Genomic DNA, 23609 nt, shown 5'->3' with positions numbered 1-23609 from the left:
CTGGGTCAATGGCGGCTCAAGCGGCCTGATGAGTCTTTTTCTGAATAAAGGCCTGGCAAGACTGGGCGTCGAACCACCAAGGTGCAAAGGTGCGTGGATCATCGAAGCCATTGGCGATGGCCGATGCCAGAGGTTGCGACTGGCTCGCGGCGCCGAGCAGTTCGAACAGGTGCTGAGGCGGAGGCGTCAGCATGGTGTTGGTCCACTTGACCACATGCCGGGCATAGCTCCAGTACTGCTCGAAGGTTTCGTGCATCCAGTCGGGGCTGAAGCTTTGCGCACCACGAGCAACAATCGCATCCAGGTAAACCTTGCTGCACTTGGCGGCATTGTTCGAACCCTGGCCAGTAATAGGGTCGTTGACCACCAGTGCGTCGGCCATGCCAAAGACCTTGCGGCCAGACGGCAGCGTCAACACCGGTTTGCGTACCATCGGCGTGAATCTGCCGGACAAGAAACCCTTGTCATCGGTCATTTCCACGGAGCGGCAGCGTTCGGCTTCCCAAGGTACATAGCGATTGATCAGCTCCAGGCTTTTCTCGAGATGTTGCTCGGCCGAGGTAATCCCCTGCCAGCAATCCATCGGCCCGCCCGGAATGCCTTCGAAGACCATGATTTCGCACGGCCCGGTGGTCGTCAGGCAAGGAAACACAAAGTACTCACCTACACCGGGAATCAGGTTGAAGCTGACCCGGGAAAACGGCGACATCGGTGTCATGCCCTTCACATAGGTCAACGACAGCGCCCTTTGCGGCTGTTGAAACTGAGTACGCTCGGCGTCTTTTTCGAACAGATTGACGATTTCACCCTTGCCCGCAGCCAGCAGTACCAAGTCATGGGTGGTCGACAAAAGCTCCAACTCGGCCACGCCGACATCCTGGATAATGACCTCGCCGCCACGCTTCACGACCTCGTCCATCCACGCTGGCATTTTCAAGCGCTGATCGACGGATTGGGCATAGCGATCCAGCCGGGCACTCCAGCTGAACAGCGGCTCATTCGGGTTCTCTGGGTCAGGCACTGCCAGTCCAATACCTTCAACAGCCGGGCATTGGTCTTCCCAGAAGTTCAGCCCCAGATCACGCTCGCTTTGCAAGGCAGCGTTGAACATGCATTGACTGGACATCACTTTACCGTTGCGGATGTCCTCGCCATTACGATTAGTGGTCAAGGTGACGTGGTAACCCTTGGCGAGCAGGCCTAGAGCGAGTTGCAGGCCGGCTTGACCGGCTCCGACGATGGCGATTCGACGCATTGTTATTCTCCTGGTTATCGACGGTTACAGGTGCAGCATTCGGCAGTCGCCGAACAGGGTTTCTTGTTAGTGTTCTGTGTTACTCGGCAAGCCGTGGAATCGCCGGCAGGTTCTGTTCCGGTCCCATGACCGAGTAACCTCCATCGACGGCATAATCCGCACCCGTCACAAAGCTGGCGGCGGGTGAACATAAAAACGCCACCACATTGGCCACCTCGGAGGGTTCTCCCAGGCGCCCTAACAGGTGGTAGGAAGCGGCGACTGCATCGGCCTTTTCGCGGTTACCGCCGCTGACTTCGGCGATCACTCGCGACCAGGTCCAGCCAGGCGATACCGAATTGACGCGGATGCCGTCAGCAGCCAGATCCATAGCCATGCAGCGAGTCAGCTGCACCATCGCGGCCTTCGAGACTGGATAGAGCCAACGCCCGGTCTGGGCACACTTGGCCGAGATGGAAGTGAAATTGACAATCGCACCGCGTCGGGCTTTAAGGTCCTGATGCACTGCTTGAGTCAATGCCACGGCCGATACCAGATTCACATCAAGCGCTTGTAGCCAATCCTGGCGGCTGGACGCAAAACCCTGGTCGCTGTAAGTGCAGGCCAGATTGATCAGCAGGTCGACCCCACCAAAACGTGCTCGCACTTCTTCGACTGCATGCGCGATGCGCTCGTCATCCGTTACATCGAGATGAAAAAATGCGGCTCGCTCACCGAGTTCGGCGGCAGCCTTGAGACCCGCTTCACGATCGATGTCGAACAGCGCAACGCTAGCCCCTGCGTCCATCAACGTCCGAGCGACGGCGGAGCCAATCAGGGTCGCGCCACCGCTTATTACTGCAACCTTGTTCTGTAGATGAGACATGGTTATCCCCTTAAACCGACTTGTCGGCGCTGGAGGCCCAACTCGGCATCAGCGTATTGGAGGGCAGTGACTCATCAAGCAACTTTTGCGCAGTCACCACACCCGCCACGGGTAGCCCTGTCGGGTCAAGCAGGCCGATCTGAACCAGCACACTGGCTTGATCCCAGTAGATGTGTTCGTGATAGAGCTTCGGCCCGCGGAACTTGACTACGCCAAGCATCGGGATCTCGACATGGCGCCCGGTCGGTGCCACCCCTGGAAGCATCCAGTCGATCTCGGAGTCATGGGTAAAGCTCATGATGAATTCATCAACGATCTGCGATGCACCGACCGTGCGAGACAGGGGTGTCAGCGCCATGTCCTTGGGATTGCCATGGACGAAGTGATGCTGGTAGAAGCGACTCAACTCTTTCGCACCCACGCCGCCGGTCATGGTCGGGATGTGATTGACGTAAGGTTCAGCGACCATGGTGGCCATGGTTGCAGGTACGTCCCGGGTATCGAACTCGTGGCGCACGTGCTCATCCCAGAGATCTGAAAGGTTGTAGTCAGGGCCCAGAACCCGACGCAATGCAGCAACCGTCCGTTCGTGAGCCAACAGTGCAGACGGTTTGTGATAGTGATGGCCGTTAGGGCGAGCGAAGGCGTGATCAACCCCCGGATAAACGTAGAGTTCAACACCAGGCTTGTCGTGCAGAGCCTCCTGGATCGCGGACCGAGCCTGGGCAGGACAGAACTGATCCTGTTCAGCCATATGGAGCACCAGGCGCCCCTGCAGGCCTTCAGCTTCCGACAAGGCGTTTTCAATACCCACGCCGTAGTAACCGACAGCACAGGCCACTTCGGGCAACCGACAGGCCGCCAGATAAGCCAGCTTTCCGCCCAGGCAGTAGCCCACAACACCCAGGTCTCCCGGCTTACATTGGGGCATGCTTTGCAGGGCATTCAGACTGGCGCGGATATCATCAATACCCAGTGCCTCGTCAAAACCTTGGTAGAGCTCATAAGCACGACCAAAGTCTGCCTCGGTGTAACCTAATTCGACACCGGGCTCCTGGCGCCAGTACAGGTCCGGAACCAACACGGTGTAACCTTCCTCGGCCAACAGGTCAGCGACTTCACGCATAGCCTGGTTGACGCCGAAGATTTCCTGACAGAGCACCACGCCCGGTCCGCGACCATCGACAGAGGTCGCCAGATAAGCCTGGAAGTGACCGCCGGACAGAACCGGCACGCTGACATACTGGCCTTTCATATCGAATCTCCAAGGGTTCAGGAATGTTGGAGAAGATATTGGGCACCTTCAGTGGTGCCGACTATCCGCTGAATGCGGCGCCTGTCCGTGACATGCAGGAAGTTAACAAGAGGGACAGAACCCGATGGGCAAAATGAAATAAAGCTGTGTGAATGACCTGAAGATGATCAGAGCGACACCGGCTACAAAGAGCCGCCCTTCTCCCTCGACAGGCTCGACGAAAAAAGAAGCGCAGGATGGACGATTCAAACATGAGTCGAATGAACACGCGGCTTAGTGTGATCATTGATCTGAAGGGTAAAAAGCGAAGTATCAAACGATGGCGGCGCGCTGAAACAGTCCTGGCAGAGCTAGCAGAAGCAACCGCAGCGCTGCGAAGGGATGAGTCGCAAAATTGCGCACCTGGTCACTGCGACTCTCGCCATATAGGCACCAATTGCAGAAGTGTTCGCAGTTGTTGGTCAGCAGTCGGTATTGATTTTCTCCCATGCGAGACAGGGCTCGCCGGACCACTTCTTCTCGTTGAAATCGGACCTGTTGGGCGGTACGGATCCAGACCGAGTTTCCTGAGGAAAACCGTTGCAACTCGATTACTTCGACAGGACCCGCGTGCAAGCCTGAACACAGTCCGGAGTAGTGAACGACTTGAGACGCTCCCAGGTAAATCCCGTGATGGTAATAACCATTTCGGGAGGTGATGAGATGGCTCCCCACGGGAACCTCTGCGCCAGCCATCCAATCCCAGTCATACCATTGGTTGGCTGGAAGTTCCTTTGCCTGCGAAGATGAAAAGGACATGTTCATCGCACTTCGCCTTATCAGAATTGTGGCGGGCTCCGCCCGCAATGATCTGGACGGCGCTCCCGCTCGGTTAATTCAGAAGCGTTGGTACGATATTGAACATCTGCCTCCAGAGGGACTATCCGCTGGGTGCTAAACCTGTCCACGGCATGCAGAAAGGTTTCTGGTTCGGTCTGTCAGGCATTTCAGCTCTGCACCGATAATCGGCGAGACAATAGACTGCGCAAATGACTCGCAAACGCTGATTGACCATTCCTCAAGAAACACGGAACAACCAACGAAAATAACGATGGACGCCTAAGGTTCTCGGGAGGACCCTAGGAACGAATGAATCATGCTCAGCGACAGCCTGCACAAAGCGAACACCGCATGGCATGCCCATTGCTTCAGCAGGTAGATAGCCCCGATGAGGGCACAAAAAGAAACGGACATGTCCACAGGCTATCCGGTTAATGCAGTGACTATCCTTATCCTGCAAAACCTCGGTAACACAACTGTGCGCAATGCCTTGAAACCGTGCATGCAAGTGAGGCGACCATGAGCCTGAGTGCCATCCTGCAGAGCAGCGGCAGTCTCTTTGACAGAGCTTCGCTGTTCACCCCGGAAAACCAGCTGTTTCTTCTCAATGACCTGGAAGCCATTCGCAAAGGCGTCAGCAGCGTCTTCACAAGTCATGATCTGCGTTGCGTAGAAGAATCCGACTGCATCAGTGCACGAATGCACCATGTCAATCGTGGGCACCTGTCCTTGAACAGGCTGGAGTATGGAGCAAGGGTCAATATCGACCCGGGTCGCCTGGGAAGTTTCTTTTTGATCCAGATCCCCATCAGCGGCCAGGCGCACATTATGTGCGGCGACCATGATTTTATCTCCACTCCCCACAAAGCCTCGTTGATTTCACCCACTCTGCCGTTATCGATGTGCTGGGACGCCAACGCCCCCCAACTGGCACTTCGAATCGAACGCAGCGAAGTTGAATACCATTGTGCCCAGCACCTCGGTCACGTGATGGACAGACCACTGGAGTTTCATCCCGAACTCGACCTGACCACCCCGGGTGGAAATTACTTCCTCCAACTGATCACCATGCTGGCTGATGCTATTACATTGGACGAACACCCACTCCACCACGCCCTTGTGCTCAAGCAGTTCGAGTCCGTCCTGATCAATGCATTGGTCTATGGCCAACCCAACAATCTGCGAGAACAACTGGAGTGCGCCAGTAAACCAAAAACGCTGCCCTATTTCGTCAAAAGGACCGAGGAATATATGCGGGCTCATGCAAATGAACCGCTGAGCATAGAGCAGTTGGCCGAGCACGCCGGGGTCAGCGTTCGCACACTGTTTGCCGGCTTCCGCGATTTTTGCGATACCACGCCCATGGCCTATCTGCGCAACCTGCGATTGGAGCAGGTGCATATCGAATTGAGCAATCAAAGTCATGATGCGTCGGTAACCGATATCGCCTTCAAATGGGGCTTTGCCCACTTGGGTCGGTTTGCCCAGGAATATAAAAAACGTTTTGGCGAAGCACCGTCAACGACGCTTAGGTTTCGAAGCTGATATTCGATAACTCAAACCAGAGTGACGGCACCGCAGGGCAAAGCGACTCTGCGGCGCTCAATCACTCCATCAACCGACCACGGCTGCGATCTTTTAATAACGCCTCGGGCTATATCCGAACGCTGGCAAAAGTCGATTCGTTGCGGGCTTGACTGAGTGCCGACAACGGTCCGGACAACGGCGACAGCACCAGGGCCTGTGGCAGCGGCGTCATCGCCATTTGTTGTGTGGTGTTGGAACTTACACGCTCGTCGCGTGGCGGAATGCCGTAGTACTCGCGGTAGCACTTGGAGAAGTGCGGCGTGGACACGAAACCACAGACCGACGCCACTTCGATGATCGACATCGGCGTTTGCTTGAGCAATTGCCGCGCGCGGATCAGGCGCAGCTTGAGGTAGTAACGCGATGGCGAGCAGTGCAGGTACTTCTGGAATAGCCGCTCCAGCTGACGTCGCGAAACGGCGACGTACACCGCCAGTTCGTCGAGGTCGATCGGCTCTTCGAGGTTGGCATCCATCAGCGCCACGATTTCCTGCAACTTCGGCTGGTTGGTGCCGAGCATGTGCTTGAGTGGCACGCGTTGGTGATCCTGCTCGTTGCGAATGCGCTCGTAGACGAACATTTCCGAGATGGCGGCCGACAACTCACGCCCGTGATCGCGGCTGATCAGGTGCAGCATCATATCCAGTGGCGCGGTGCCGCCGGAGCTGGTGAAGCGGTTCCGGTCGAGGGTGAACAGCCGGGTGCTCATGCTCACCCGAGGAAAGGCTTCCTGCATCGCCGCCAGGCATTCCCAGTGCACACTACAATCGAATCCATCCAGCAAGCCGGCACCGGCCAGCGCCCAGCTACCGGTGCACACCGCACCCAAGCGTTTGGACTGACGTGCCTGACTCTGCAGCCATGAGACGTGTGCGCGGGTCACCGTGCGTTGAATGCCGATCCCGCCACAGACAATCACAATGTCGAGCGGCGGCGCTTTGTGCATGGCGGCGTCAGGCGTGATCTGCAGACCGTCACTGGCCCAGACTTGACCGCCATCGACTGTGAGCGTGGTCCAGCGATACAGCTCGCGGCCGGATAACTGATTCGCCATGCGCAGGGGTTCCACGGCGGACGCCAGGGAAATCAGCGTGAAATTGTCCAGCAGCAGAAAGCCGATGGATTGAGGCGCACGGTTCTGGGGTTGGGCCCCGGAGTTGAACGTCGTCATCGCGGTATCTCCTCACACAAAGCGGGTAAACGGCCTCAGGCGCAGGCTCTTTTTATTGCTCGTCCGGCGAGCTATTTGTATTTACCTGCAAAACTCACACCTGACTTCAATGAATCCTTCCATGCGTTCAAAAAACGACATGCCGATGTCTCTATCTCGATGATCGCAAGGGGTAAGGTTAAAAGCGAAGGAGATGTGGTCAACCGCTCTACTCATTGGCGGTGAGCAATAAGGTAGCGTTTTTGGGAGGGAATGGCCGAAAACGACAACTTGCTTGCTACCGACATGCACAGGTCGGTTTTCGAAAAGAACAGTGGGCGATGACGTTAGTGATTGCAGCAACCTGAAGTATGCGCCGCGACGGTGCATGGCGGCCTATACCCGGTCTTTACCAGTGGCCGCAGTGTTGCCGGTGGCCTGATGTTGTACGAAATCGCCACCGACAACGTTGGACTGGCCAATGCCGGTGCAGCGGCCCGGGCACAAGGCCCTTCGACCATCGCCAGCAACCCCGCAGGCTTGAGCTACCTCAGCGGAACACAGATCTGCGCTGGCGCTCAGGTTCTTTTTGGTGACTTATCGTTCGATAAAGACAGTGAAACCAATACACCGGGCACCGACAGTGGTAACGCGCTCAATCCCATACCGGGTGGCAGTTTCTTCATCAGCCATCAACTGGATACGCAATGGTCTATTCTGGCCACAGTCAATTGGCAGGATTGGTCGAAATTCGGCGACATCGGCATTGACGTAGACACTTCCAGAACCGGTTCACATGGACGCTAACAACGCCAGCTTGCACAAAACCAACGAGGTGGAAATGAACAGGAAGTCTAACAGGGGCTGGACAATGGCTGCGGCGGTCGTCGTCGTGGGTTCAACGCTTTTCGCGGGGTGTGCGAGCAAGAACGATCCGATCGCGCAGGCAGACAAGGCGGATGTGGCCAAGGGCGTACCTGCGCCAAGTCTCGAGCAGACCAAGGCGATCGCTGAGGAAGGCTTTATCTACGGCTTGCCGCTGGTCATGAACTACGCCGTGATGAACGAGTTCGCGGTGGACTCCAGGTCCAGCCAGTTCAAGGCCCCCTTCAACCAACTGCACAACGATCATAAGGTCGCGACGCCAGCTGACACGGCCATCATTACACCCAACAGCGACACGCCGTACTCCTTTCTCTGGGCCGACCTGCGCGCAGAGCCTCTCGTAATCACCGTGCCGGCAGTTTCCAAAAAGCGCTACTACTCGGTGCAACTGATCGACGGCAACACCTATAACTACGGTTACATCGGCAGCCGGGCAACGGCCAGCGCACCCGGGAGCTATCTGATTGCAGGCCCCGACTGGAAGGGTGCGACTCCCCCTGGCATCGACAAGGTGTTCAGCTCCACGACCCCTTTCGCACTGACGTTGATCCGCACCCAGTTGTTCAATCCAGCCGACATGCCGAATGTCGAGAAGCTGCAGGCGGGTTACAAGCTCCAGCCACTGTCCGCCTTCCTCCATCAACCCGCGCCGCCCGCTGCGTCGAAGATTGATTTCCTGCCGGCTACCACGGAAGGTATCAAGGCCAACTTCTTCGAGTACCTGTCGGCGGCGCTGCAGTATGTGCCAGCATCAGCGGAGGACAAGGAGATCCGTGCCAGGCTGGCCAGCATCGGGGTAGGCCCCGGCCGGAACTTCGAAATCAAAGACCTCTCGCTCGAGCACAAGGCCGTGGTCCTGCTCGGGATGAAGGCCGGCGACGAGAAGGTCGACAAGTTCCTCTCGAGCGGAATGAAGAATATCAACGGCTGGAGCGTCGGCGCGTTCTTCGGCGACCAGGCGTTCTACAAAGGCGACTGGCTGATGCGGGCTGGCGCCGCGAAGGCTGGTCTGTACGGTAATGACGCCGCCGAGGCGATGTACCCCATTACGCGTACCGATGGCACCGGCCAGACGTTGAATACCGGCAAGCACAACTACACGCTCACCTTCCCCGCCGGCAAACTGCCACCCGTCAATGCCTTCTGGTCGGTGACCATGTACGACGGCAAGAGCCAGCTGCTGATCAAGAATCCGCTCAACCGCTACCTGATCAATTCGCCGATGCTGTCGGCCATGAAGAAAAACGCGGACGGTTCGCTGACCCTGTACATCCAGAAGGATTCGCCGGGCAAGACCAAGGAAGCCAACTGGTTGCCGGCGCCTGACGACACGGCCTATCTGGTGATGCGCCTGTATTGGCCGAAGGCCACGCAGCCTTCGATTCTTCCCGCTGGCGCCGGTAGCTGGCAGCCGCCGGCAGTGGTGGCATCGAAGTAACGCGACGCTTGCGACTGCTTGCAGTTGGCAAGCAGTCGTTCGATTGCTCAGGCAGAGATCCAGCGGGCCCTATTGCCGAAAGGGCTGAGGCCACAGGGTCTGACCTTGAATAGCAGAATCCACTTACGACTGGGAAGCCAGGGAGTGGAATGTGCCGATCAACCTGTTCGTGACGCAATTGTTCAAAGTCGGCAAGCAGCCCATGAGCCTTCAGGTGGGGCCGCGATACTGGGCGGACAGTCCTGAAGATGGTGCACACGGTTGGGGCTTTCGGGTGGCGTACACACTACTCTTTCCTAAGTGAAACTATCCGTAAGATTCACTTTTAGCGCTCGAATGGTTGAGCGCCTGCGACTCGGTGAAATTCGAGAAGTTGCCCCCCTTGATGAGGATAGATATGAATCAAGATCATCAGGATTCCCGCCTTGGAGGGCACATCAGTGTCTAGCCATGCTGGCTGGCACGAAAATTCGCTACCCAGCCAGAAGTCAGAGGACACGTTGCTGTCATGTCAGCAGCGTTGTTTGATTTGCTGCTTATACTGACCGAGCAGTCTGTGCTTGCCATCCGTCGTGTTTCTCCTCGATCAGTGTCGCGCTCGCGTCGACAAACATCAAGAAAAACATAGCCTTACAGCAAGACAAGGAGCGTTATGAGATATCAAGTCGTGAGTAAAGGCGACATTGAATATCGCCTGATTAGCAGTTAGCTGGCCGACTCAATCATCTAATGCGAAAAATGGAGTTTCAGGTTCATGATAACCACACTACCGAGAACATTTGGCTGTGCGATGGTATTGCTCGCGTCCTTTGGATTTACGCACGCCCAAGCAGCGGACATCACTCCCGCCGAAACGAAAGCCATCGCCGAGGAAGGCTACATCTACGGTCTGCCCATCGTGATGAACTACGCGACCATGTACGACTATGCCGTGGACAAGAGCTCCGGCCAGTACAAGGCGCCGTTCAACCACATTCACAGCATGCACAATGTCTTTAGCTACAAGGACACGGCCATCGTCTCGCCGAACAGCGACACACCGTATTCCTTGATGTTTATGGATCTGCGTAGCGAGCCGATCGTGCTGTCGGTGCCGACGGTGGAGAAACCGCGGTACTACTCGGTGCAGCTAATTGATAACAGCACCAACAACTTCGGTTACATCGGCAGCCGCACCACCGGCAGCGAAGCCGGCGATTACCTGGTGGTCGGCCCAGACTGGAAGGGTGTGACCCCGCCAGGAATCAAGAAGGTGTTTCGTTCCAGTACACAACTCCTCTTCGTGATCTTTCGCACCCAGCTCTTCAATCCGGCGGACATGCCAAACGTCGAAAAGATCCAGTCCGGTTATGCGGCCCAGCCGTTATCGGCTTATCTCAAGCAGCCCGCGCCGCCTGCCGCGCCGGCGATCAACTTTCCGAAGTTCGACAAGGACCTCGTGAAGACCGACTTCTTCAAGTATCTGGGCTTTGCGTTGCAGTTTGCCCCGGCCACACCGGATGAAGTGGCGATCCGCGCGAGGCTGGCCCGTATGGGCATTGGCGCCGGCAAGGACTTCAACTTCCAGGAACTCTCCGCCGAGCAAAAGGCCGCAGTGGTTGAGGGCATGCAGGCTGGGCATACGAAGGTCCAGAATGCAGTCAATCATCTCGGCACGCAGGTCAATGGCTGGAACATCGTGAGTTCCGGCGGTGATGCCGCGTTCTACAATGGTGATTGGCTAAAGCGTGCCGCCATCGCACAAGCGGGCATCTATGCCAACGACGCCGAAGAGGCGACGTATCCGATGGCCAAGGTCCTGTCCGATGGTAAGCCGCTTGACGGCAGCAAGCACAACTACACCATCACCTTTCCCGCTGGACAGCTCCCGCCGGTCAACGCCTTCTGGTCGGTGACCATGTACGACGGCAAGTCGCAACTGCTGATCAAGAATCCGATCAATCGCTACCTCATCAACTCGCCGATGCTACCCGACATGAAGAAGAATGCAGACGGCTCGTTGACGCTCTACGTCCAGAAGGACTCACCCGGCGCGGACAAGGAAGGCAACTGGCTGCCCGCACCGAATGATCTGATCTACATGGTGATGCGCCTGTATTGGCCGAAGACGGAAACCCCTTCCGTACTGCCTCCTGGCAAAGGCACGTGGAGTCCGCCCGAGATCGTTAAAATCAATTGAGCACCTGACGACCGGTGCAGCGGACGACGCTGGCGCGTCGCCGCTGAACCGGGGCGTTACGTCCACTGTGATTACCCAAAGGCCGGCGGTGGCCGCAAACCGTATACCTTGTTGTTTTGGCGTTATTTGCACGGCACTCCGCATGCCGCGATTCAACGCAATTGGGTGGATACCCCTCCTCAAGAGGGGGACGGTGTGAGCACAGCCTGTTCACGATGCTCTTAACGCACCGTGTAAATTCTTCCACCGTCCAACAGAGAACAACAATGTTCCCCGGGTCGAACTCGTCGTACACATGACCACTCAATGCCTACGATGACACTCCGTCGTTCTGACCGTCGATGCTGCTGGAGCATCAAGGATCGAGCCAGGAAAGCCGGCGTCCTCAATCTCACACTTTGTTACCGCATACCCCAATCGTGTGTAAAAACCTGCTTTGGTAACAGCCTCGCAGGCTGCCTCCCCCCTGCGCTAACCTGCCTGAAAAGCCCATCCCAGAGCGCTGTACGCGCTTTCTCAGACGCCCAATCCGCGAATTGGCCGGGTGATTGCATATGCTTGTCTGTACAAGTATCTGCGTGTGCATAAGACATGTTGCCAAGCAGTACCCGTGCTCTTGCGTCACAAGCGCTTTCGATGGTCCCAGGGAATAAAATAATGAAAAAAGCATTTCTCACCCTTTCTGCATTGGCTTTGTGTGTGGCTGCCGGTTCTGCGTTGGCCAAGGAGTACAAGGAGTTGCGCTTTGGCGTCGACCCCTCTTATGCGCCGTTCGAATCCAAGGCCGCCGATGGCAGCCTGGTGGGCTTCGATATCGATCTGGGTAACGCGATCTGCGCAGAGCTGAAGGTCAAGTGCAAGTGGGTCGAAAGCGACTTCGACGGCATGATTCCCGGCCTCAAGGCCAACAAGTTCGACGGCGTGATCTCTTCCATGACCGCCACGCCAGCACGTGAGAAAGTTATCGATTTCTCAAACGAGCTGTTCTCTGGCCCGACCGCACTGGTATTCAAGAAAGGCGCGGCCATCGGCACCGATCCGGCCTCCCTCAAGGGCAAGAAAGTCGGCTACGAGCAAGGCACCATCCAGGAAGCCTACGCCAAGGCCGTGCTGGACAAGGCCGGGGTAGAGACCCAGGCCTACGCCAACCAGGATCAGGTGTACGCTGACCTGATCTCCGGACGCCTCGATGCCTCAATCCAGGACATGCTGCAAGCCGAACTGGGCTTCCTGAAGTCGCCACCAGGCGCTGACTTCCAGGTCAGCGAGCCGGTCGAAAGCCCGCTACTGCCAGCCAAAACCGCCGTGGGCCTGACCAAAGGCAACGCCGAGCTCCAGGCCTTGCTGAACAAAGGTATCCAGGCACTGCACGACAATGGCACCTATGCGGCCGTCCAGCAGAAGCACTTTGGCGATCTGAATCTCTACAGCGGCAAATAATGACCCTGCGCCCATTTCCGGATGGGCACTTTTTTGATTGACGTAGGGCTGCCCAATGCTAGAAAACCTCTTGATGATTCTGGGGCTGTCAGGCTTCAGCCTTAAGGGCTTCGGCCCGCTGTTGCTGCAAGGCTCCTGGATGACTGTCAAATTATCCTTTCTGTGCTTGCTGGTGAGCGTTGGCCTGGGCCTGATCGGCGCCAGCGCCAAGCTTTCGAAATCGGCACTGCTGCGCGTCCCTGCGCAGGCCTACACCACACTGATCCGCGGGGTGCCGGACCTGGTGCTGATGCTGCTGATATTCTACAGCCTGCAAACCTGGCTGACCTCGTTGACCGATTTCATGGAATGGGAATACATCGAAATCAATCCCTTTAGCGCCGGGGTCATTACCCTGGGCTTCATCTACGGGGCTTATTTCACCGAAACCTTCCGTGGCGCCATCCTCGCCGTACCGCGAGGGCAGATGGAAGCGGCTACCGCCTACGGCCTGACCCGCGCTCAGCGCTTTCGCCTGGTGGTGTTCCCGCAAATGATGCGTTTTGCCCTGCCGGGCATCGGTAATAACTGGATGGTGATCCTCAAGGCCACCGCGCTGGTGTCGATCATTGGCCTGGCCGATCTGGTCAAGGTGGCCCAGGACGCGGGCAAGAGCTCCTATCAGCTGTTCTTCTTCCTGATTCTGGCCGCCTTGATCTATCTGGTGATCACCATCGTTTCGAACTACGCCTTGCGCCGGATGGAAATCTTCTACGCCGCAGGCACCCGGGAGGCCGTGCGATGATCGAGCTACTGCAGGAATACTGGAAACCTTTCCTGTTCCAGGACGGCAATCACATCACCGGGCTGGCCATGACCCTCTGGCTGCTCAGTGCCTCGATCTTCTTCGGCTTCGTGATGTCGATCCCGCTGTCGATTGCCCGGGTCTCGACCAATGTCTGGGTGCGCTGGCCGGTGCAGTTCTACACCTACCTGTTCCGCGGTACGCCGCTGTATATCCAATTGCTGATTTGTTACACCGGCATTTACAGCCTGGCCGCGGTGCGTGCTCAGCCCGTGCTGGATGCGTTCTTTCGCGATGCGATGAACTGCACCATCCTGGCGTTCGCCCTGAACACCTGCGCCTACACCACGGAGATTTTCGCCGGGGCAATCCGCAGCATGGCCCACGGTGAAGTCGAAGCGGCCAAGGCTTACGGACTGACAGGCTGGAGGCTGTATGCCTACGTGATCATGCCGTCGGCCTTGCGTCGCTCGTTGCCGTACTACAGCAACGAAGTGATCCTGATGCTGCACTCGACCACCGTGGCCTTCACCGCGACCATCCCGGACATTCTGAAAGTTGCGCGGGACGCCAACTCGGCGACCTTCCTGACCTTCCAGTCGTTCGGCATCGCCGCGTTGATCTACCTGGCGGTCACTTTCTCTCTGGTCGGCCTGTTCCGCCTGGCTGAACGCCGTTGGTTGTCTTTCCTCGGCCCGGCTCACTAATTCAGGATGCTTGTTCATGTACAAACTGACCGTTGAAAACCTGCACAAAAGTTATGGCAACCATGAAGTCCTCAAGGGCGTTTCGCTAAACGCCAAGACCGGCGATGTGATCAGCCTGATTGGCGCCAGTGGTTCGGGCAAGAGCACCTTTCTGCGTTGCATCAACTTCCTGGAAACGCCCAATGACGGCGCCATGAGCCTGGACAACCAGCCGATTCAAATGGTCCATGACCGCCACGGCATGCGCGTGGCCGACGCCAATGAACTGCAACGCATCCGCACCCGCCTGGCGATGGTGTTCCAGCACTTCAACCTGTGGAGCCACATGACCGTGCTCGAGAACATCACCATGGCCCCACGCCGGGTGCTGGGCGTCAGCAAGAAGGACGCAGAGGATCGCGCCCGGCGCTACCTGGACAAGGTCGGTTTGCCGGCACGGGTGGCCGATCAATACCCGGCGTTTCTCTCGGGTGGTCAGCAGCAACGGGTCGCCATTGCCCGTGCCCTGAGCATGGAACCGGAGATCATGCTGTTCGACGAGCCGACTTCGGCCCTGGACCCGGAACTGGTGGGAGAAGTGCTCAAGGTGATCCAGGGGCTGGCCGAAGAAGGCCGCACCATGATCATGGTGACCCACGAAATGAGCTTTGCGCGCAAAGTGTCGAACCAGGTGCTGTTCCTGCACCAGGGGCGGGTCGAAGAGCAGGGTGCGCCCGAGGACGTATTGGGTAACCCTAAAAGTGAGCGTCTGCAGCAGTTCCTCAGCGGCAACCTGAAGTAACTAGGGGGCGCTCTCAATTAGTTTCCCTACCGCGCCGGGTCTGCTGTTGTGCAGGGCAAGGCGCGAGAAGCGCAGTTTGGTCATTCCAAATCAGCTTCGAGCAACACAGCCCTGCACAACAGCAGGCCCGGCCCTTCGGGTTGTGCCTTAAAGCTGGCCATGCTGCGTTGCAGGCCTTGGAAAGGGAACAACCATTCCCAGCGGCCTACGCCTTGCCTGGCCAGCTTTAAGGCGACAACGCGGTAGGGAAACTAATGGAGAACGCCCCCTAGAGCGCCTTCGAGCAACCGCAGGGTCGCTCGAAGGCGCTGGCTCAACCCTCAAAACGCCCACGCTCAACGTCGAGAACACCCAGTGCAACAAACAGGCGGAAATCGACTCCCCAGTTAACCGTGCCGATGTAAATCTGCCCTTGCTCCTGACTCGATGTGTGCTGGATAAACATGCGCGGGATATAACCCAACTGAATGGCTTGGCGAGTCAGGGAGAAAGCACCGGAAATCACCGCTTGAGAAGCGATGATCCCGCCTTCACCCTGGTGGTTGGCGCGGAGAATGAACAGTTGCTACCCCTGCCCTCGCAACACCGCAATATCCCTCTTGGGGGGGACGCCAAACAGACGGCTGTATTCGCGGCTGAACTGGGATGGGCTTTCATAGCCGACCTTGAAAGCGGCGCTGGATACGTCCTGGTGTTCATTGAGCATCAACCGTCTTGCTTCATTCAGTCGCAGCCATTTTTGGTACTGCAAGGGGCTCATTGCGGTGAGTTGGCGGAAGTGGTGGTGAAAGGTCGGAGTGCTCATCTGCACACGGGCTGCAAGCTCATCAATGCGAAGCGCCAAGGTGTAATTCAACTTCAACCAATCGATGGCTTTCGCGATCCGATAACCCTGGCCATCGACAGACGTTATTTGTCGAAGCCGGCTCGCCTGATCACTCTGCAGGAGACGGTAGTGAATCTCGCGCTGAATCAAGGGGGCAAGAACAGGGATGGACTCCGGCTCATCGAGCAGGGCCAATAAACGCTCGAATGAGGCCAGCATCGCTGGGGTCACTGAGCCAATTCCTACCCCCTTTGCAACTGATCGATCACGGGTTGGCGGCAGGTCACTTTGCGCTATCAGCTCAGCCAGCATGCGCAGATCGAGTTTCAAGGTCAGCCCCAGGCATGGTTGTTCCGGGCTTGCCGTCAGCACTTCTGAATTGGCAGGCAAATCCAATGAGGTGATCAGAAACCGCGATGTGTCGTAGGGGTAGCCCTCGCCACCTACCCAGAGCTGTTTGTCACCTCGGGCGACAAGGATGATGCTTGGCTCGACCATGCAAACGATGGGCGGTGCTGGATGTTCGCGCCTGAAAAAGCCGAGGCCTGCAATGGGCGTTGCGTAATCACCTGGTTTGGAGATCTGCGCGCCGATGATCTGCGCAAGCGCTTCTTGTGGCGATAACTGTTGAGGAGCGGTGTCGGGTTTGTTCGTCATATTCGTCTTGTACCTCTTCCCTGAACTCTAACTCGCCAACTCACGACCGTCCTGCAAAAAAAAAGAGACTCATAGAATCAGGCAAGTAATCCAGCGCAATGCACTACAGAGGGTCTGGCCAGAGTGGGAGAATGTTCATCCGACAAACCCATCGAGGATGCTCCCATGCTTGTCAAAGCCTACGGTGCTCACGCGGGCGACAAACCCCTTGAGCCAATGCAGATCAGCCGCCGAACGCCTGCAGCCCATGATGTTCAGATCGATATCGCCTTCTGTGGCATCTGCCATTCAGATTTGCACCAAGTGCGCGCCGAGTGGGCAGGCACGCAATTTCCCTGCGTACCGGGTCACGAAATTGTCGGCCGTGTATCGGCGGTGGGCGCGCATGTCGCGGATTTCAAAGTCGGCGATCTGGTCGGTGTCGGCTGCGTCGTCGACAGCTGTAAACACTGTGATGACTGTGAGACAGGCCTGGAAAACTACTGCGACGCAATGGTCGGCACCTACAACTTTCCGACACCGGACGCACCCGGCTGGACGCTGGGCGGCTACTCGCAAAACATCGTGGTGCATGAGCGCTACGTGTTGCGCATCCGCCATCCCGAGGCACAACTGGCTGCCGTCGCTCCGCTGCTGTGCGCGGGCATCACTACCTACTCCCCTCTGCGCCACTGGAACGCCGGCCCAGGCAAGAAAATAGGCGTGGTCGGCATCGGTGGCCTGGGCCACATGGGCATCAAGCTGGCTCATGCGATGGGCGCCCACGTCGTGGCGTTCACCACCTCTGAATCCAAGCGCGAGGCGGCAAAGGCGTTAGGCGCCGATGAGGTCGTCGTATCGCGCAACGCTGAAGAAATGGCTGCACATACCAAGAGTTTCGACTTCATTCTCAACACCGTCGCAGCCCCCCACGGTCTCGATGCGTTTCTGGTGCTGCTCAAGCGTGATGGGGCACTGACTCTGGTCGGTGCGCCCGCCTCACCACATCCATCGCCGAACGTATTCAACCTGATCATGAAACGCCGAACGATTGCCGGCTCGATGATTGGTGGTATCCCCGAAACACAGGAGATGCTCGATTTCTGCGCCGAGCACGGCATCGTCTCCGATATCGAACTGGTGCGGGCCGATCAGATCAATGAGTCCTATGAGCGGATGCTCAAGGGCGACGTCAAGTACCGCTTTGTGATCGACAACTCCACATTGGTTGATTGAGCGCCTCAGATTCAAGAACGCAAATGGACACCATCCAAAAGTAAGGAATATCGAATGAACAGACTCTTTCTTGCCCTGGGGCTGTTTATCGCCTCTTTCTCATCAATGGGAGCTGACATGTCTAACGGTGCTGACAACTTCTACAAAAGCGAGAAGGTCATCGCAGAAAAGGTCACCTTTAAAAACCAATACAAGATGAACGTTGTAGGGAACCTCTACATTCCTAAAGGAGTGGATCCCAAGATCAAGAACCCCGCGATCATCGTAGGGCACCCAATGGGCGCGGTGAAAGAACAGAGCTCCAACCTGTATGCCCAGAAGCTCGCCGAGCAAGGTTTCGTGACATTGGCGATTGATCTTTCGTTCTGGGGTGAAAGCGAGGGGCAGCCCCGTCAAGCCGTGTCGCCGGACATATACGCCGAGGACTTCAGCGCGGCGGTGGATTTCCTGGGCACACGGCCTTTCGTTAACCGTGAGCGCATCGGCATCATCGGCATTTGCGGCAGCGGCGCCTTCGTCATCAGCGCGGCCAAGATCGACCCTCGACTGAAGGCAATCGCAACAGTCAGCATGTACAACCACGGCGACCTCTATCGCAAAGGTTTGGGTCATTCGACGACCCCAGAGCAGAAACGCACGGCACTCGCCGAAGCTGCAGAACAACGCTATGTGGAATTCACTGGCGGCGCTACCCAGTACACCGCCGGTGCCCCGTTGAAGCTCACAGGCAATGCGATAGGCGATGAGTTTTTTGATTTCTATCGCACTCCTCGCGGTGAAGTCACCCCTGCCGGCGCATCGCCGCAGACGTCCACCATGCCGACACTGACCACCAATGCGAAGTTCTACAATTTCTACCCGTTCGAAGACATCGAGACTATTTCGCCACGTCCACTTCTCTTTATCACGGGCGTCGAGGCTCATTCTCGTGAATACAGTGAAGATGCCTACAAGCGTGCAGCGGAACCTAAAGAACTGGTCATCGTTCCGGGCGCCAACCACGTCGATCTCTACGACCGGGTCAACCTCATTCCATTCGCCAAGTTGACCACGTTCTTCAAAAGCAACCTTAAGTAGCCCGTTCGGTGCCCTGGCCGGGCATCGCTTCTCTCGTAGCCTCGTCCTCGGGGCTACGACGCTTCGCGCAATACAGGATTCAAACAATGACTGATCACACCACCCCAGTGCCCCATAAATCATGGGGTGCCGTATTCGCCATGTCGCTCGCCGCCTTCGTGCTGGTAGCATCGGAATTCATGCCCGTCAGCCTTCTGACACCGATTGCCGCCGATCTGCATATCACCGAAGGACAAGCCGGTCAGGGTATTTCCGTTTCGGGGCTGTTTGCCTTATTCACCAGCCTTCTTATCCCGCTGGTGGCGGCGCGGGTCGACCGCAAACCGCTGCTTCTTTCACTGACGCTGTTGATGATCCTTTCTGGAACAGTGGTCGCGTTCGCCCCGAACTACTGGGTGTTCATGATCGGCCGCGCGCTGATCGGTATTGCGATAGGTGGCTTCTGGTCATTGTCGGCGGCAACCGCCATGCGCCTGGTGCCTGACGACCAAGTCACACGTGCCATGGCAATCGTCAACGGCGGCAACGCTTTGGCGACTGTGATTGCAGCACCATTGGGCAGTTTTCTCGGCGCCTTGATTGGCTGGCGCGGTGCATTCTTGTGCGTCATCCCAGTCGCGATAGTCGCTTGTGTATGGCTGTCTGTAAGCCTTCCACCGATGAAATCGCAAAGCGGTTCAGGCACTGGAAACGTCTTCAGATTGATGAAAAGCGTACCGGTCGCGCTAGGCATGGTCGCGGTCAGTGTGTTTTTCATGGGCCAGTTCATGCTGTTTACCTATTTGCGCCCATTCCTTGAAACGGTCACGCACGTCAGTGTCTCCATGCTGTCTTTTATGTTGCTCGTTCTGGGCCTGGCGGGACTTGCCGGAACCTTCCTGATTGAAGCGTTCTTGAAAAATGGCCTGCATCGAACCCTCATCGTCATCCCGATCTTCATGGCGATGATTGCACTGGCGCTTGTTTCATTCGGTAGCTCGGCGACCACCACGACCGTCTTGCTTGGCGCATGGGGACTGGTTGCGACTGCAGCGCCCGTGGGATGGTGGACATGGCTGGCGAGAACGTTGCCAGACGCTGCTGAAGCGGGAGGCGGTTTAATGGTGGCGATCATCCAACTCGCTATTGCGTCTGGCGCAACCGTTGGCGGGCTGGTCTTCGACTCGAGCGGCTATCAAGCGACCTTCGAATTGAGCGCCACTTTGCTAGGTGTGGCGGCCGTTCTTGCCTTCCTGGCTGCACGCGCAGCATCGCGGGAGCCTGTTGCATCGGTCAGCATTGCTTGAAATAACCGCAAGACACGCCAAGGCATGTCTTGTGGTTTCGGTTGAGCATGCGCTCGGAAACTGGACGTGACCGTCAGCGTGCGCTGTCGATGATTTGGCCACCGTCAGGGGTAAGACTGTAACCCGTCAGGAACTGCGCATCCTTGCTGGCAAGGAACAGCACGACCGGCGCAATGTCCTCTTCGGGTGATCCATAACGGCCAAGTGCGTTGGTGGGTGCGGGCGCATTGGCAGCAGCCCCCCAAGTGTCCGCAACCGGCATGACATTGTTCACCGTGATCTTGTCTGCGCCCCACTCCCTTGCCGCCGAGCGAGTCAAGGCACGCACCGCCTCCTTTGCCATGTTGTAAGGGGCATAACCCTGCAAGCCGATGACACCGGCCAACGATGCAAAGTTGATGACTCTACCCTCCCCGCTGGCTTTAAGGTGTGGGTAGCAGGCTTGCATCGTCCGCAGATAGGCAATCGGCCCCATTTCCAGATTGCGTTGCAATTGCTCGGCTGACAGATCGAGAACCGATGAGAAGACGGCGCAGGGGTCGAAGGCATTGTTCACCAGGATGTCGATCCGGCCATATTCAGCAACGACCTGTTCAACGGCGCCTTTGATTTGATCTGGATCGGCGATATCACAGACTACGCCGAGGGCGATGCCGCCCGCTGCCTGGATCTCAGCGACGACACCCGCGACATTTTCAGCCGTCCGTGAAACAACGGCTACTTTCGCGCCCTCTCCTGCAAACAGCTGGGCAGTAGCGCGGCCTATACCACGACCGGCGCCAGTGACGATGGCTACTTTTCCATTGAGTCGGGACATGTTGATCTCCAGTTATGTGGGGGTTATTAAATGTGCCGTTGTTACTTGCCCGTGGGGTGACTGCAATTCACGAGCAGCGTTTTGGGTGAGGAAGGAAGCGATCAGCAACACGAGGCAAATAACCGCCGGCAAGGCTCCACCAGGCTTGCGGACATTGATATGCGCAAACGCTGAGAGCAGCAGGTGATAAAGCATGCCGGCGTAGGCCAGGTCGCTAAGCGACACATTGATCCGCAACACAATGGCGACCACCGCCAGGATCTTCACTGCAATGAGCATCGGCATCAGATTGGCGGGGTAGCCGAGGTCAGCGAGTGCTTGACGAACCCATTCCCTTTTAACCTGGTACAGAGTCGCCGAGGCCAGATACAACAACGACAGCAGTGTCGTACTGATCCAATAAATGTAGATTTCAATCATGGGGTTTTCCTAAGCAAGCGTTAATGCGTCGACTTAGGTCAAAGATGTCGCCTAATATGAAAAGCGACAAGCAGGATGAAAAAGTGGTGCTTAGTATGGAAAACCAGACTATTGATGACGATCAGATCAATATGCACGAGGAAATGCGCCGTGCATTTGCGCTGCTCTCAGGCAAGTGGAAGCTGGAAATCATGTGGTTGTTGAACCAGCGAATCTATCGCTTCGGAGAACTTCGCAAGGCGATCAGCGGCATCACCCAGCACATGCTGACGGCACAACTTCGTGAACTCGAAAACGATGGCCTGGTGTCGCGAACAGTCTTCGCGCAAGTGCCCCCGCGCGTCGAATATGAGATGACGGCAAAGGCCCGTGCACTCGGGCCAACGATGGAAGCACTCGCGTTATGGTGGAGCGAGTATGGGAAAAGCGTTCCGGTGAAACCAAGCTCGCGCGGTCGTAAACCCAGAAGCAGTTAGACATTGAATGTTGTTACCCGATTAACCGCTCCCGAGCAGGTCTCCACTAATCGCCGCCAATAGCTGCGTTACCAGCCCCGGTCGACCTGACCCCGATGCGCACAAATCTACTGTATTTGGCGGCCGGCCCAATATCTACATACGGCGCCATCCCCCGCAAAAAATAGGTTCTTCACGCAATCCCGGGGAACACCGATACCTGTAGGAGCTGGCTTGCCAGCGATGGCAACTGACGGCCGACCATTTTCTTCCTGGTGTACATATTCATTGCTGCGGTAACGGCCACTTAGGGTTCCGCCCTTACGGCGGGTCACTTGGAAGAGCGGAACGCCGCCCGGCCCCAAGTAACCAAAGGCTCTTGCCCCTGACGTTCGGTCTCACGAGGGGGCGTGCACCGCAACAGCACCGCGAGGCGAGGCGAGCTAACGCTCGACCTCGTTGTTTGGTGGTGCACGCGTTCCCCGGGATTCCGTGAAGAACCAAAAAATAGCGGGTGATGACGTTTCAGAATGACCCGATGCGCAGACGTCATTACCCATACTTGAGGGATGTTTTTCGCGCCTGCGAGCTTCGATCAACTGGCTGTTTTGCCATGGAGATCGCGGGAAGCGCCTTCGAGGGTTTTCCATAAGCTGCGCATTGTAGGGTTCTCATTGGTGATGGAGCAGTAGGAGCGTATCTCCAGTCGCGTGCTCCATTCATCACCACCCGCTTTCACCAACTGACCTCGTTGAAGCTCGTCAATGACAGCGCTTTGTGGCAACCATGCCACCCCATAACCCTCGACTGCCATTCGCATCAGCAGCATTGTCATATCCGCCTCGTAGCAGCGCTCCAGCATGCATGCAGTCGGGCCATTCTTTATGACGATGTCGGCAACACGACCTAGAAAAGTCGTAGCTGTATAAGCGAGGTGAGGAACTGTTTTGCTGGAGGTGCCCGGTAAGGGATACAGCGGATTCCCATCGCTGTCAGGTGCGCACACAGGAATAAACGCGTCATGACCCAAGGTCAAACTCCCGAACTTTTCCGAATCGAGAAGTATGGGTGCCAGGGGATGGTGGTAGACGATCATCAGATCACAACTCCCCTCCTCCAGAGATATGACCGCGTCGTGGATGTTGGCGGCAACGACCCGCGCATTGAATTGCTCATTGTGCTGCTGAAACTGCTTCAGCCATTTCGGCAGGAATGTCATCGACAGACTGTGGCCGGCAGTGACCTGGATCGATCGCCCTGGCATCCGCTCTACCTCGCGAAGGCTTGAGCGCAGCCTCATTAGCCCCGCCAATGCCTCGCGGCTTTCTTCACAAAATGTGCGGCCAGCAGAGGTCAGTTGGACAGGATAGGTGCCACGATCCACCAACTCCGCACCTACCCATTCTTCAAGTGACTTTATACGCCTCGACAAAGCCGACTGGGTCACACAGCGAACCTGCGCAGCCCGAGAAAAATTCTTCCACTCCGCGACCGCCAGAAGATCATCCAGCCATTTGATTTGCATACCGACACCTCATGTCCCGATTGAGCAGTTTACTGCGCACCAGTCAGGGCGAAGCAGCAGTTTCGAAAACTATTCCAAAAGCGCATGAGGCTATCGGGATTACTCATCACGCCCTTCCAGGCCCGACCCTAGAATCGAAAACGTTGGAGCGAGGCCACAGAGCTTCGACCGAATGACACTTGTCTC

At 56.9% G+C, this 23609-nt stretch carries 20 protein-coding genes and 3 pseudogenes; 13 read left to right on the top strand and 10 right to left on the bottom strand.

The features are described 5' to 3' along the window. Positions 1 to 16: 16 nt before the first annotated feature. The 4 genes from AC1DWG_RS06305 to AC1DWG_RS06290 all read right to left on the bottom strand — a co-directional run bounded on the left by AC1DWG_RS06305 (position 17) and on the right by AC1DWG_RS06290 (position 4179). Entirely contained in the window at positions 17 to 1255 is a 1239-nt protein-coding gene (locus AC1DWG_RS06305) for a styrene monooxygenase/indole monooxygenase family protein (protein WP_477787496.1), read from the bottom strand. Between the two features lie 79 nt (positions 1256 to 1334). Then, complete coding sequence (locus tag AC1DWG_RS06300) at positions 1335 to 2120, bottom strand: SDR family oxidoreductase (RefSeq protein WP_477787495.1); 786 nt, start codon at positions 2118 to 2120, stop codon at positions 1335 to 1337. 10 nt (positions 2121 to 2130) lie between these two features. Further along, a complete protein-coding gene (locus tag AC1DWG_RS06295) occupies positions 2131 to 3375 on the bottom strand; it encodes a dienelactone hydrolase family protein (protein ID WP_477787494.1) in 1245 nt (414 codons plus the stop codon). 312 nt (positions 3376 to 3687) lie between these two features. After that, positions 3688 to 4179, bottom strand: a complete 492-nt coding sequence (locus AC1DWG_RS06290) for a lecithin retinol acyltransferase family protein (protein ID WP_477787493.1) — start codon at positions 4177 to 4179, stop codon at positions 3688 to 3690. A 534-nt stretch (positions 4180 to 4713) separates the two neighbouring features. Between AC1DWG_RS06290 and AC1DWG_RS06285 the strand changes: the two genes are divergently transcribed. Further along, a complete protein-coding gene (locus AC1DWG_RS06285) occupies positions 4714 to 5739 on the top strand; it encodes an AraC family transcriptional regulator (protein WP_477787492.1) in 1026 nt (341 codons plus the stop codon). 109 nt (positions 5740 to 5848) lie between these two features. Here the strand turns inward: AC1DWG_RS06285 and gbdR are convergent, their stop codons facing one another. Then, positions 5849 to 6952, bottom strand: a complete 1104-nt coding sequence (gene gbdR / locus AC1DWG_RS06280; protein WP_477787491.1) for a choline metabolism transcriptional regulator GbdR — start codon at positions 6950 to 6952, stop codon at positions 5849 to 5851. A gap of 363 nt (positions 6953 to 7315) precedes the next feature. On the opposite strand from gbdR, the pseudogene AC1DWG_RS06275 reads away from it, so the two are divergent. The 8 genes and pseudogenes from AC1DWG_RS06275 to AC1DWG_RS06240 form a co-directional block, all read left to right on the top strand. Further along, positions 7316 to 7708: pseudogene (locus tag AC1DWG_RS06275) on the top strand (outer membrane protein transport protein); the annotation flags it as partial. Positions 7709 to 7772: 64 nt separating this feature from the next. Continuing rightward, positions 7773 to 9254, top strand: coding sequence for a DUF1254 domain-containing protein (locus tag AC1DWG_RS06270; protein WP_477787490.1), 1482 nt, complete (start codon positions 7773 to 7775; stop codon positions 9252 to 9254). Positions 9255 to 9369: 115 nt separating this feature from the next. Next, a pseudogene (locus AC1DWG_RS06265) lies at positions 9370 to 9558 on the top strand (transporter); the annotation flags it as partial. Positions 9559 to 10044: 486 nt separating this feature from the next. Continuing rightward, positions 10045 to 11433 (top strand): DUF1254 domain-containing protein, encoded by a 1389-nt coding sequence (locus tag AC1DWG_RS06260; protein WP_477764416.1) that lies wholly within the window; start codon positions 10045 to 10047, stop codon positions 11431 to 11433. A 657-nt stretch (positions 11434 to 12090) separates the two neighbouring features. Further along, complete coding sequence (locus AC1DWG_RS06255) at positions 12091 to 12873, top strand: transporter substrate-binding domain-containing protein (protein WP_477756848.1); 783 nt, start codon at positions 12091 to 12093, stop codon at positions 12871 to 12873. A 55-nt stretch (positions 12874 to 12928) separates the two neighbouring features. Then, positions 12929 to 13657, top strand: a complete 729-nt coding sequence (locus tag AC1DWG_RS06250; protein WP_477787489.1) for an ABC transporter permease — start codon at positions 12929 to 12931, stop codon at positions 13655 to 13657. Beyond that, on the top strand, positions 13654 to 14364 hold the full coding sequence (locus AC1DWG_RS06245) for an ABC transporter permease (protein ID WP_477764288.1): 711 nt from the start codon (positions 13654 to 13656) through the stop codon (positions 14362 to 14364). Before AC1DWG_RS06250 ends, AC1DWG_RS06245 begins: the two co-directional genes overlap by 4 nt. Positions 14365 to 14380: 16 nt before the next feature. Further along, a complete protein-coding gene (locus AC1DWG_RS06240) occupies positions 14381 to 15145 on the top strand; it encodes an ABC transporter ATP-binding protein (protein ID WP_046031503.1) in 765 nt (254 codons plus the stop codon). 376 nt (positions 15146 to 15521) lie between these two features. Here the strand turns inward: AC1DWG_RS06240 and AC1DWG_RS06235 are convergent. Both AC1DWG_RS06235 and AC1DWG_RS06230 read right to left on the bottom strand, forming a co-directional pair. Further along, positions 15522 to 15668 (bottom strand): annotated as a pseudogene (locus AC1DWG_RS06235) (KUP/HAK/KT family potassium transporter); the annotation flags it as partial. A 42-nt stretch (positions 15669 to 15710) separates the two neighbouring features. Beyond that, positions 15711 to 16628, bottom strand: a complete 918-nt coding sequence (locus AC1DWG_RS06230) for an AraC family transcriptional regulator (RefSeq protein WP_477787488.1) — start codon at positions 16626 to 16628, stop codon at positions 15711 to 15713. Between the two features lie 165 nt (positions 16629 to 16793). Between AC1DWG_RS06230 and AC1DWG_RS06225 the strand changes: the two genes are divergently transcribed. From AC1DWG_RS06225 to AC1DWG_RS06215, 3 genes are all read left to right on the top strand, one after another. Further along, positions 16794 to 17843, top strand: coding sequence for an NAD(P)-dependent alcohol dehydrogenase (locus AC1DWG_RS06225; RefSeq protein ID WP_477787487.1), 1050 nt, complete (start codon positions 16794 to 16796; stop codon positions 17841 to 17843). A 54-nt stretch (positions 17844 to 17897) separates the two neighbouring features. Beyond that, positions 17898 to 18920: an alpha/beta hydrolase gene (locus AC1DWG_RS06220; protein ID WP_477764291.1), complete on the top strand. Its 1023-nt coding sequence runs from the start codon at positions 17898 to 17900 to the stop codon at positions 18918 to 18920. Between the two features lie 86 nt (positions 18921 to 19006). Further along, the gene (locus AC1DWG_RS06215) at positions 19007 to 20206 is read left to right on the top strand and encodes an MFS transporter (RefSeq protein ID WP_477764292.1); all 1200 of its coding nucleotides are present in this window, start codon (positions 19007 to 19009) and stop codon (positions 20204 to 20206) included. A 73-nt stretch (positions 20207 to 20279) separates the two neighbouring features. On the opposite strand, the gene AC1DWG_RS06210 is transcribed toward AC1DWG_RS06215, so the two are convergent. Both AC1DWG_RS06210 and AC1DWG_RS06205 read right to left on the bottom strand, forming a co-directional pair. Beyond that, the gene (locus AC1DWG_RS06210) at positions 20280 to 21023 is read right to left on the bottom strand and encodes an SDR family NAD(P)-dependent oxidoreductase (RefSeq protein WP_477764293.1); all 744 of its coding nucleotides are present in this window, start codon (positions 21021 to 21023) and stop codon (positions 20280 to 20282) included. A gap of 12 nt (positions 21024 to 21035) precedes the next feature. Continuing rightward, entirely contained in the window at positions 21036 to 21443 is a 408-nt protein-coding gene (locus tag AC1DWG_RS06205) for a DoxX family protein (protein ID WP_477787486.1), read from the bottom strand. Between the two features lie 56 nt (positions 21444 to 21499). Here AC1DWG_RS06205 and AC1DWG_RS06200 point away from each other — a divergent pair, with 56 nt between their 5' ends. After that, complete coding sequence (locus AC1DWG_RS06200; protein ID WP_477764295.1) at positions 21500 to 21919, top strand: winged helix-turn-helix transcriptional regulator; 420 nt, start codon at positions 21500 to 21502, stop codon at positions 21917 to 21919. Between the two features lie 574 nt (positions 21920 to 22493). Here AC1DWG_RS06200 and AC1DWG_RS06195 read toward each other — a convergent pair. After that, entirely contained in the window at positions 22494 to 23423 is a 930-nt protein-coding gene (locus AC1DWG_RS06195; protein WP_477787485.1) for a LysR substrate-binding domain-containing protein, read from the bottom strand. Positions 23424 to 23609: the final 186 nt, after the last annotated feature.

This window comes from Pseudomonas sp. P4_B3 (assembly GCF_056402295.1).
Note: the sequence above shows the minus strand (reverse complement) of the source record. Positions and strands in the feature narration are given on the sequence as shown.

Bases quoted from the DNA above. Each gene is read 5' to 3' on its own strand.
- AC1DWG_RS06245 (WP_477764288.1), top strand. From the start codon at position 13,654: ATGATCGAGCTACTGCAGGAATACTGGAAACCTTTCCTGTTCCAGGAC.
- AC1DWG_RS06250 (WP_477787489.1), top strand. From the start codon at position 12,929: ATGCTAGAAAACCTCTTGATGATTCTGGGGCTGTCAGGCTTCAGCCTT.
- AC1DWG_RS06295 (WP_477787494.1), bottom strand. From the start codon at position 3,375: ATGAAAGGCCAGTATGTCAGCGTGCCGGTTCTGTCCGGCGGTCACTTC.
- AC1DWG_RS06260 (WP_477764416.1), top strand. From the start codon at position 10,045: ATGGTATTGCTCGCGTCCTTTGGATTTACGCACGCCCAAGCAGCGGAC.
- AC1DWG_RS06220 (WP_477764291.1), top strand. From the start codon at position 17,898: ATGAACAGACTCTTTCTTGCCCTGGGGCTGTTTATCGCCTCTTTCTCA.
- AC1DWG_RS06205 (WP_477787486.1), bottom strand. From the start codon at position 21,443: ATGATTGAAATCTACATTTATTGGATCAGTACGACACTGCTGTCGTTG.
- AC1DWG_RS06285 (WP_477787492.1), top strand. From the start codon at position 4,714: ATGAGCCTGAGTGCCATCCTGCAGAGCAGCGGCAGTCTCTTTGACAGA.
- AC1DWG_RS06255 (WP_477756848.1), top strand. From the start codon at position 12,091: ATGAAAAAAGCATTTCTCACCCTTTCTGCATTGGCTTTGTGTGTGGCT.
- AC1DWG_RS06195 (WP_477787485.1), bottom strand. From the start codon at position 23,423: ATGCAAATCAAATGGCTGGATGATCTTCTGGCGGTCGCGGAGTGGAAG.
- AC1DWG_RS06270 (WP_477787490.1), top strand. From the start codon at position 7,773: ATGAACAGGAAGTCTAACAGGGGCTGGACAATGGCTGCGGCGGTCGTC.
- AC1DWG_RS06225 (WP_477787487.1), top strand. From the start codon at position 16,794: ATGCTTGTCAAAGCCTACGGTGCTCACGCGGGCGACAAACCCCTTGAG.
- AC1DWG_RS06230 (WP_477787488.1), bottom strand. From the start codon at position 16,628: ATGACGAACAAACCCGACACCGCTCCTCAACAGTTATCGCCACAAGAA.
- AC1DWG_RS06210 (WP_477764293.1), bottom strand. From the start codon at position 21,023: ATGTCCCGACTCAATGGAAAAGTAGCCATCGTCACTGGCGCCGGTCGT.
- AC1DWG_RS06200 (WP_477764295.1), top strand. From the start codon at position 21,500: ATGAAAAGCGACAAGCAGGATGAAAAAGTGGTGCTTAGTATGGAAAAC.
- AC1DWG_RS06305 (WP_477787496.1), bottom strand. From the start codon at position 1,255: ATGCGTCGAATCGCCATCGTCGGAGCCGGTCAAGCCGGCCTGCAACTC.
- gbdR (WP_477787491.1), bottom strand. From the start codon at position 6,952: ATGACGACGTTCAACTCCGGGGCCCAACCCCAGAACCGTGCGCCTCAA.
- AC1DWG_RS06300 (WP_477787495.1), bottom strand. From the start codon at position 2,120: ATGTCTCATCTACAGAACAAGGTTGCAGTAATAAGCGGTGGCGCGACC.
- AC1DWG_RS06215 (WP_477764292.1), top strand. From the start codon at position 19,007: ATGACTGATCACACCACCCCAGTGCCCCATAAATCATGGGGTGCCGTA.
- AC1DWG_RS06290 (WP_477787493.1), bottom strand. From the start codon at position 4,179: ATGAACATGTCCTTTTCATCTTCGCAGGCAAAGGAACTTCCAGCCAAC.
- AC1DWG_RS06240 (WP_046031503.1), top strand. From the start codon at position 14,381: ATGTACAAACTGACCGTTGAAAACCTGCACAAAAGTTATGGCAACCAT.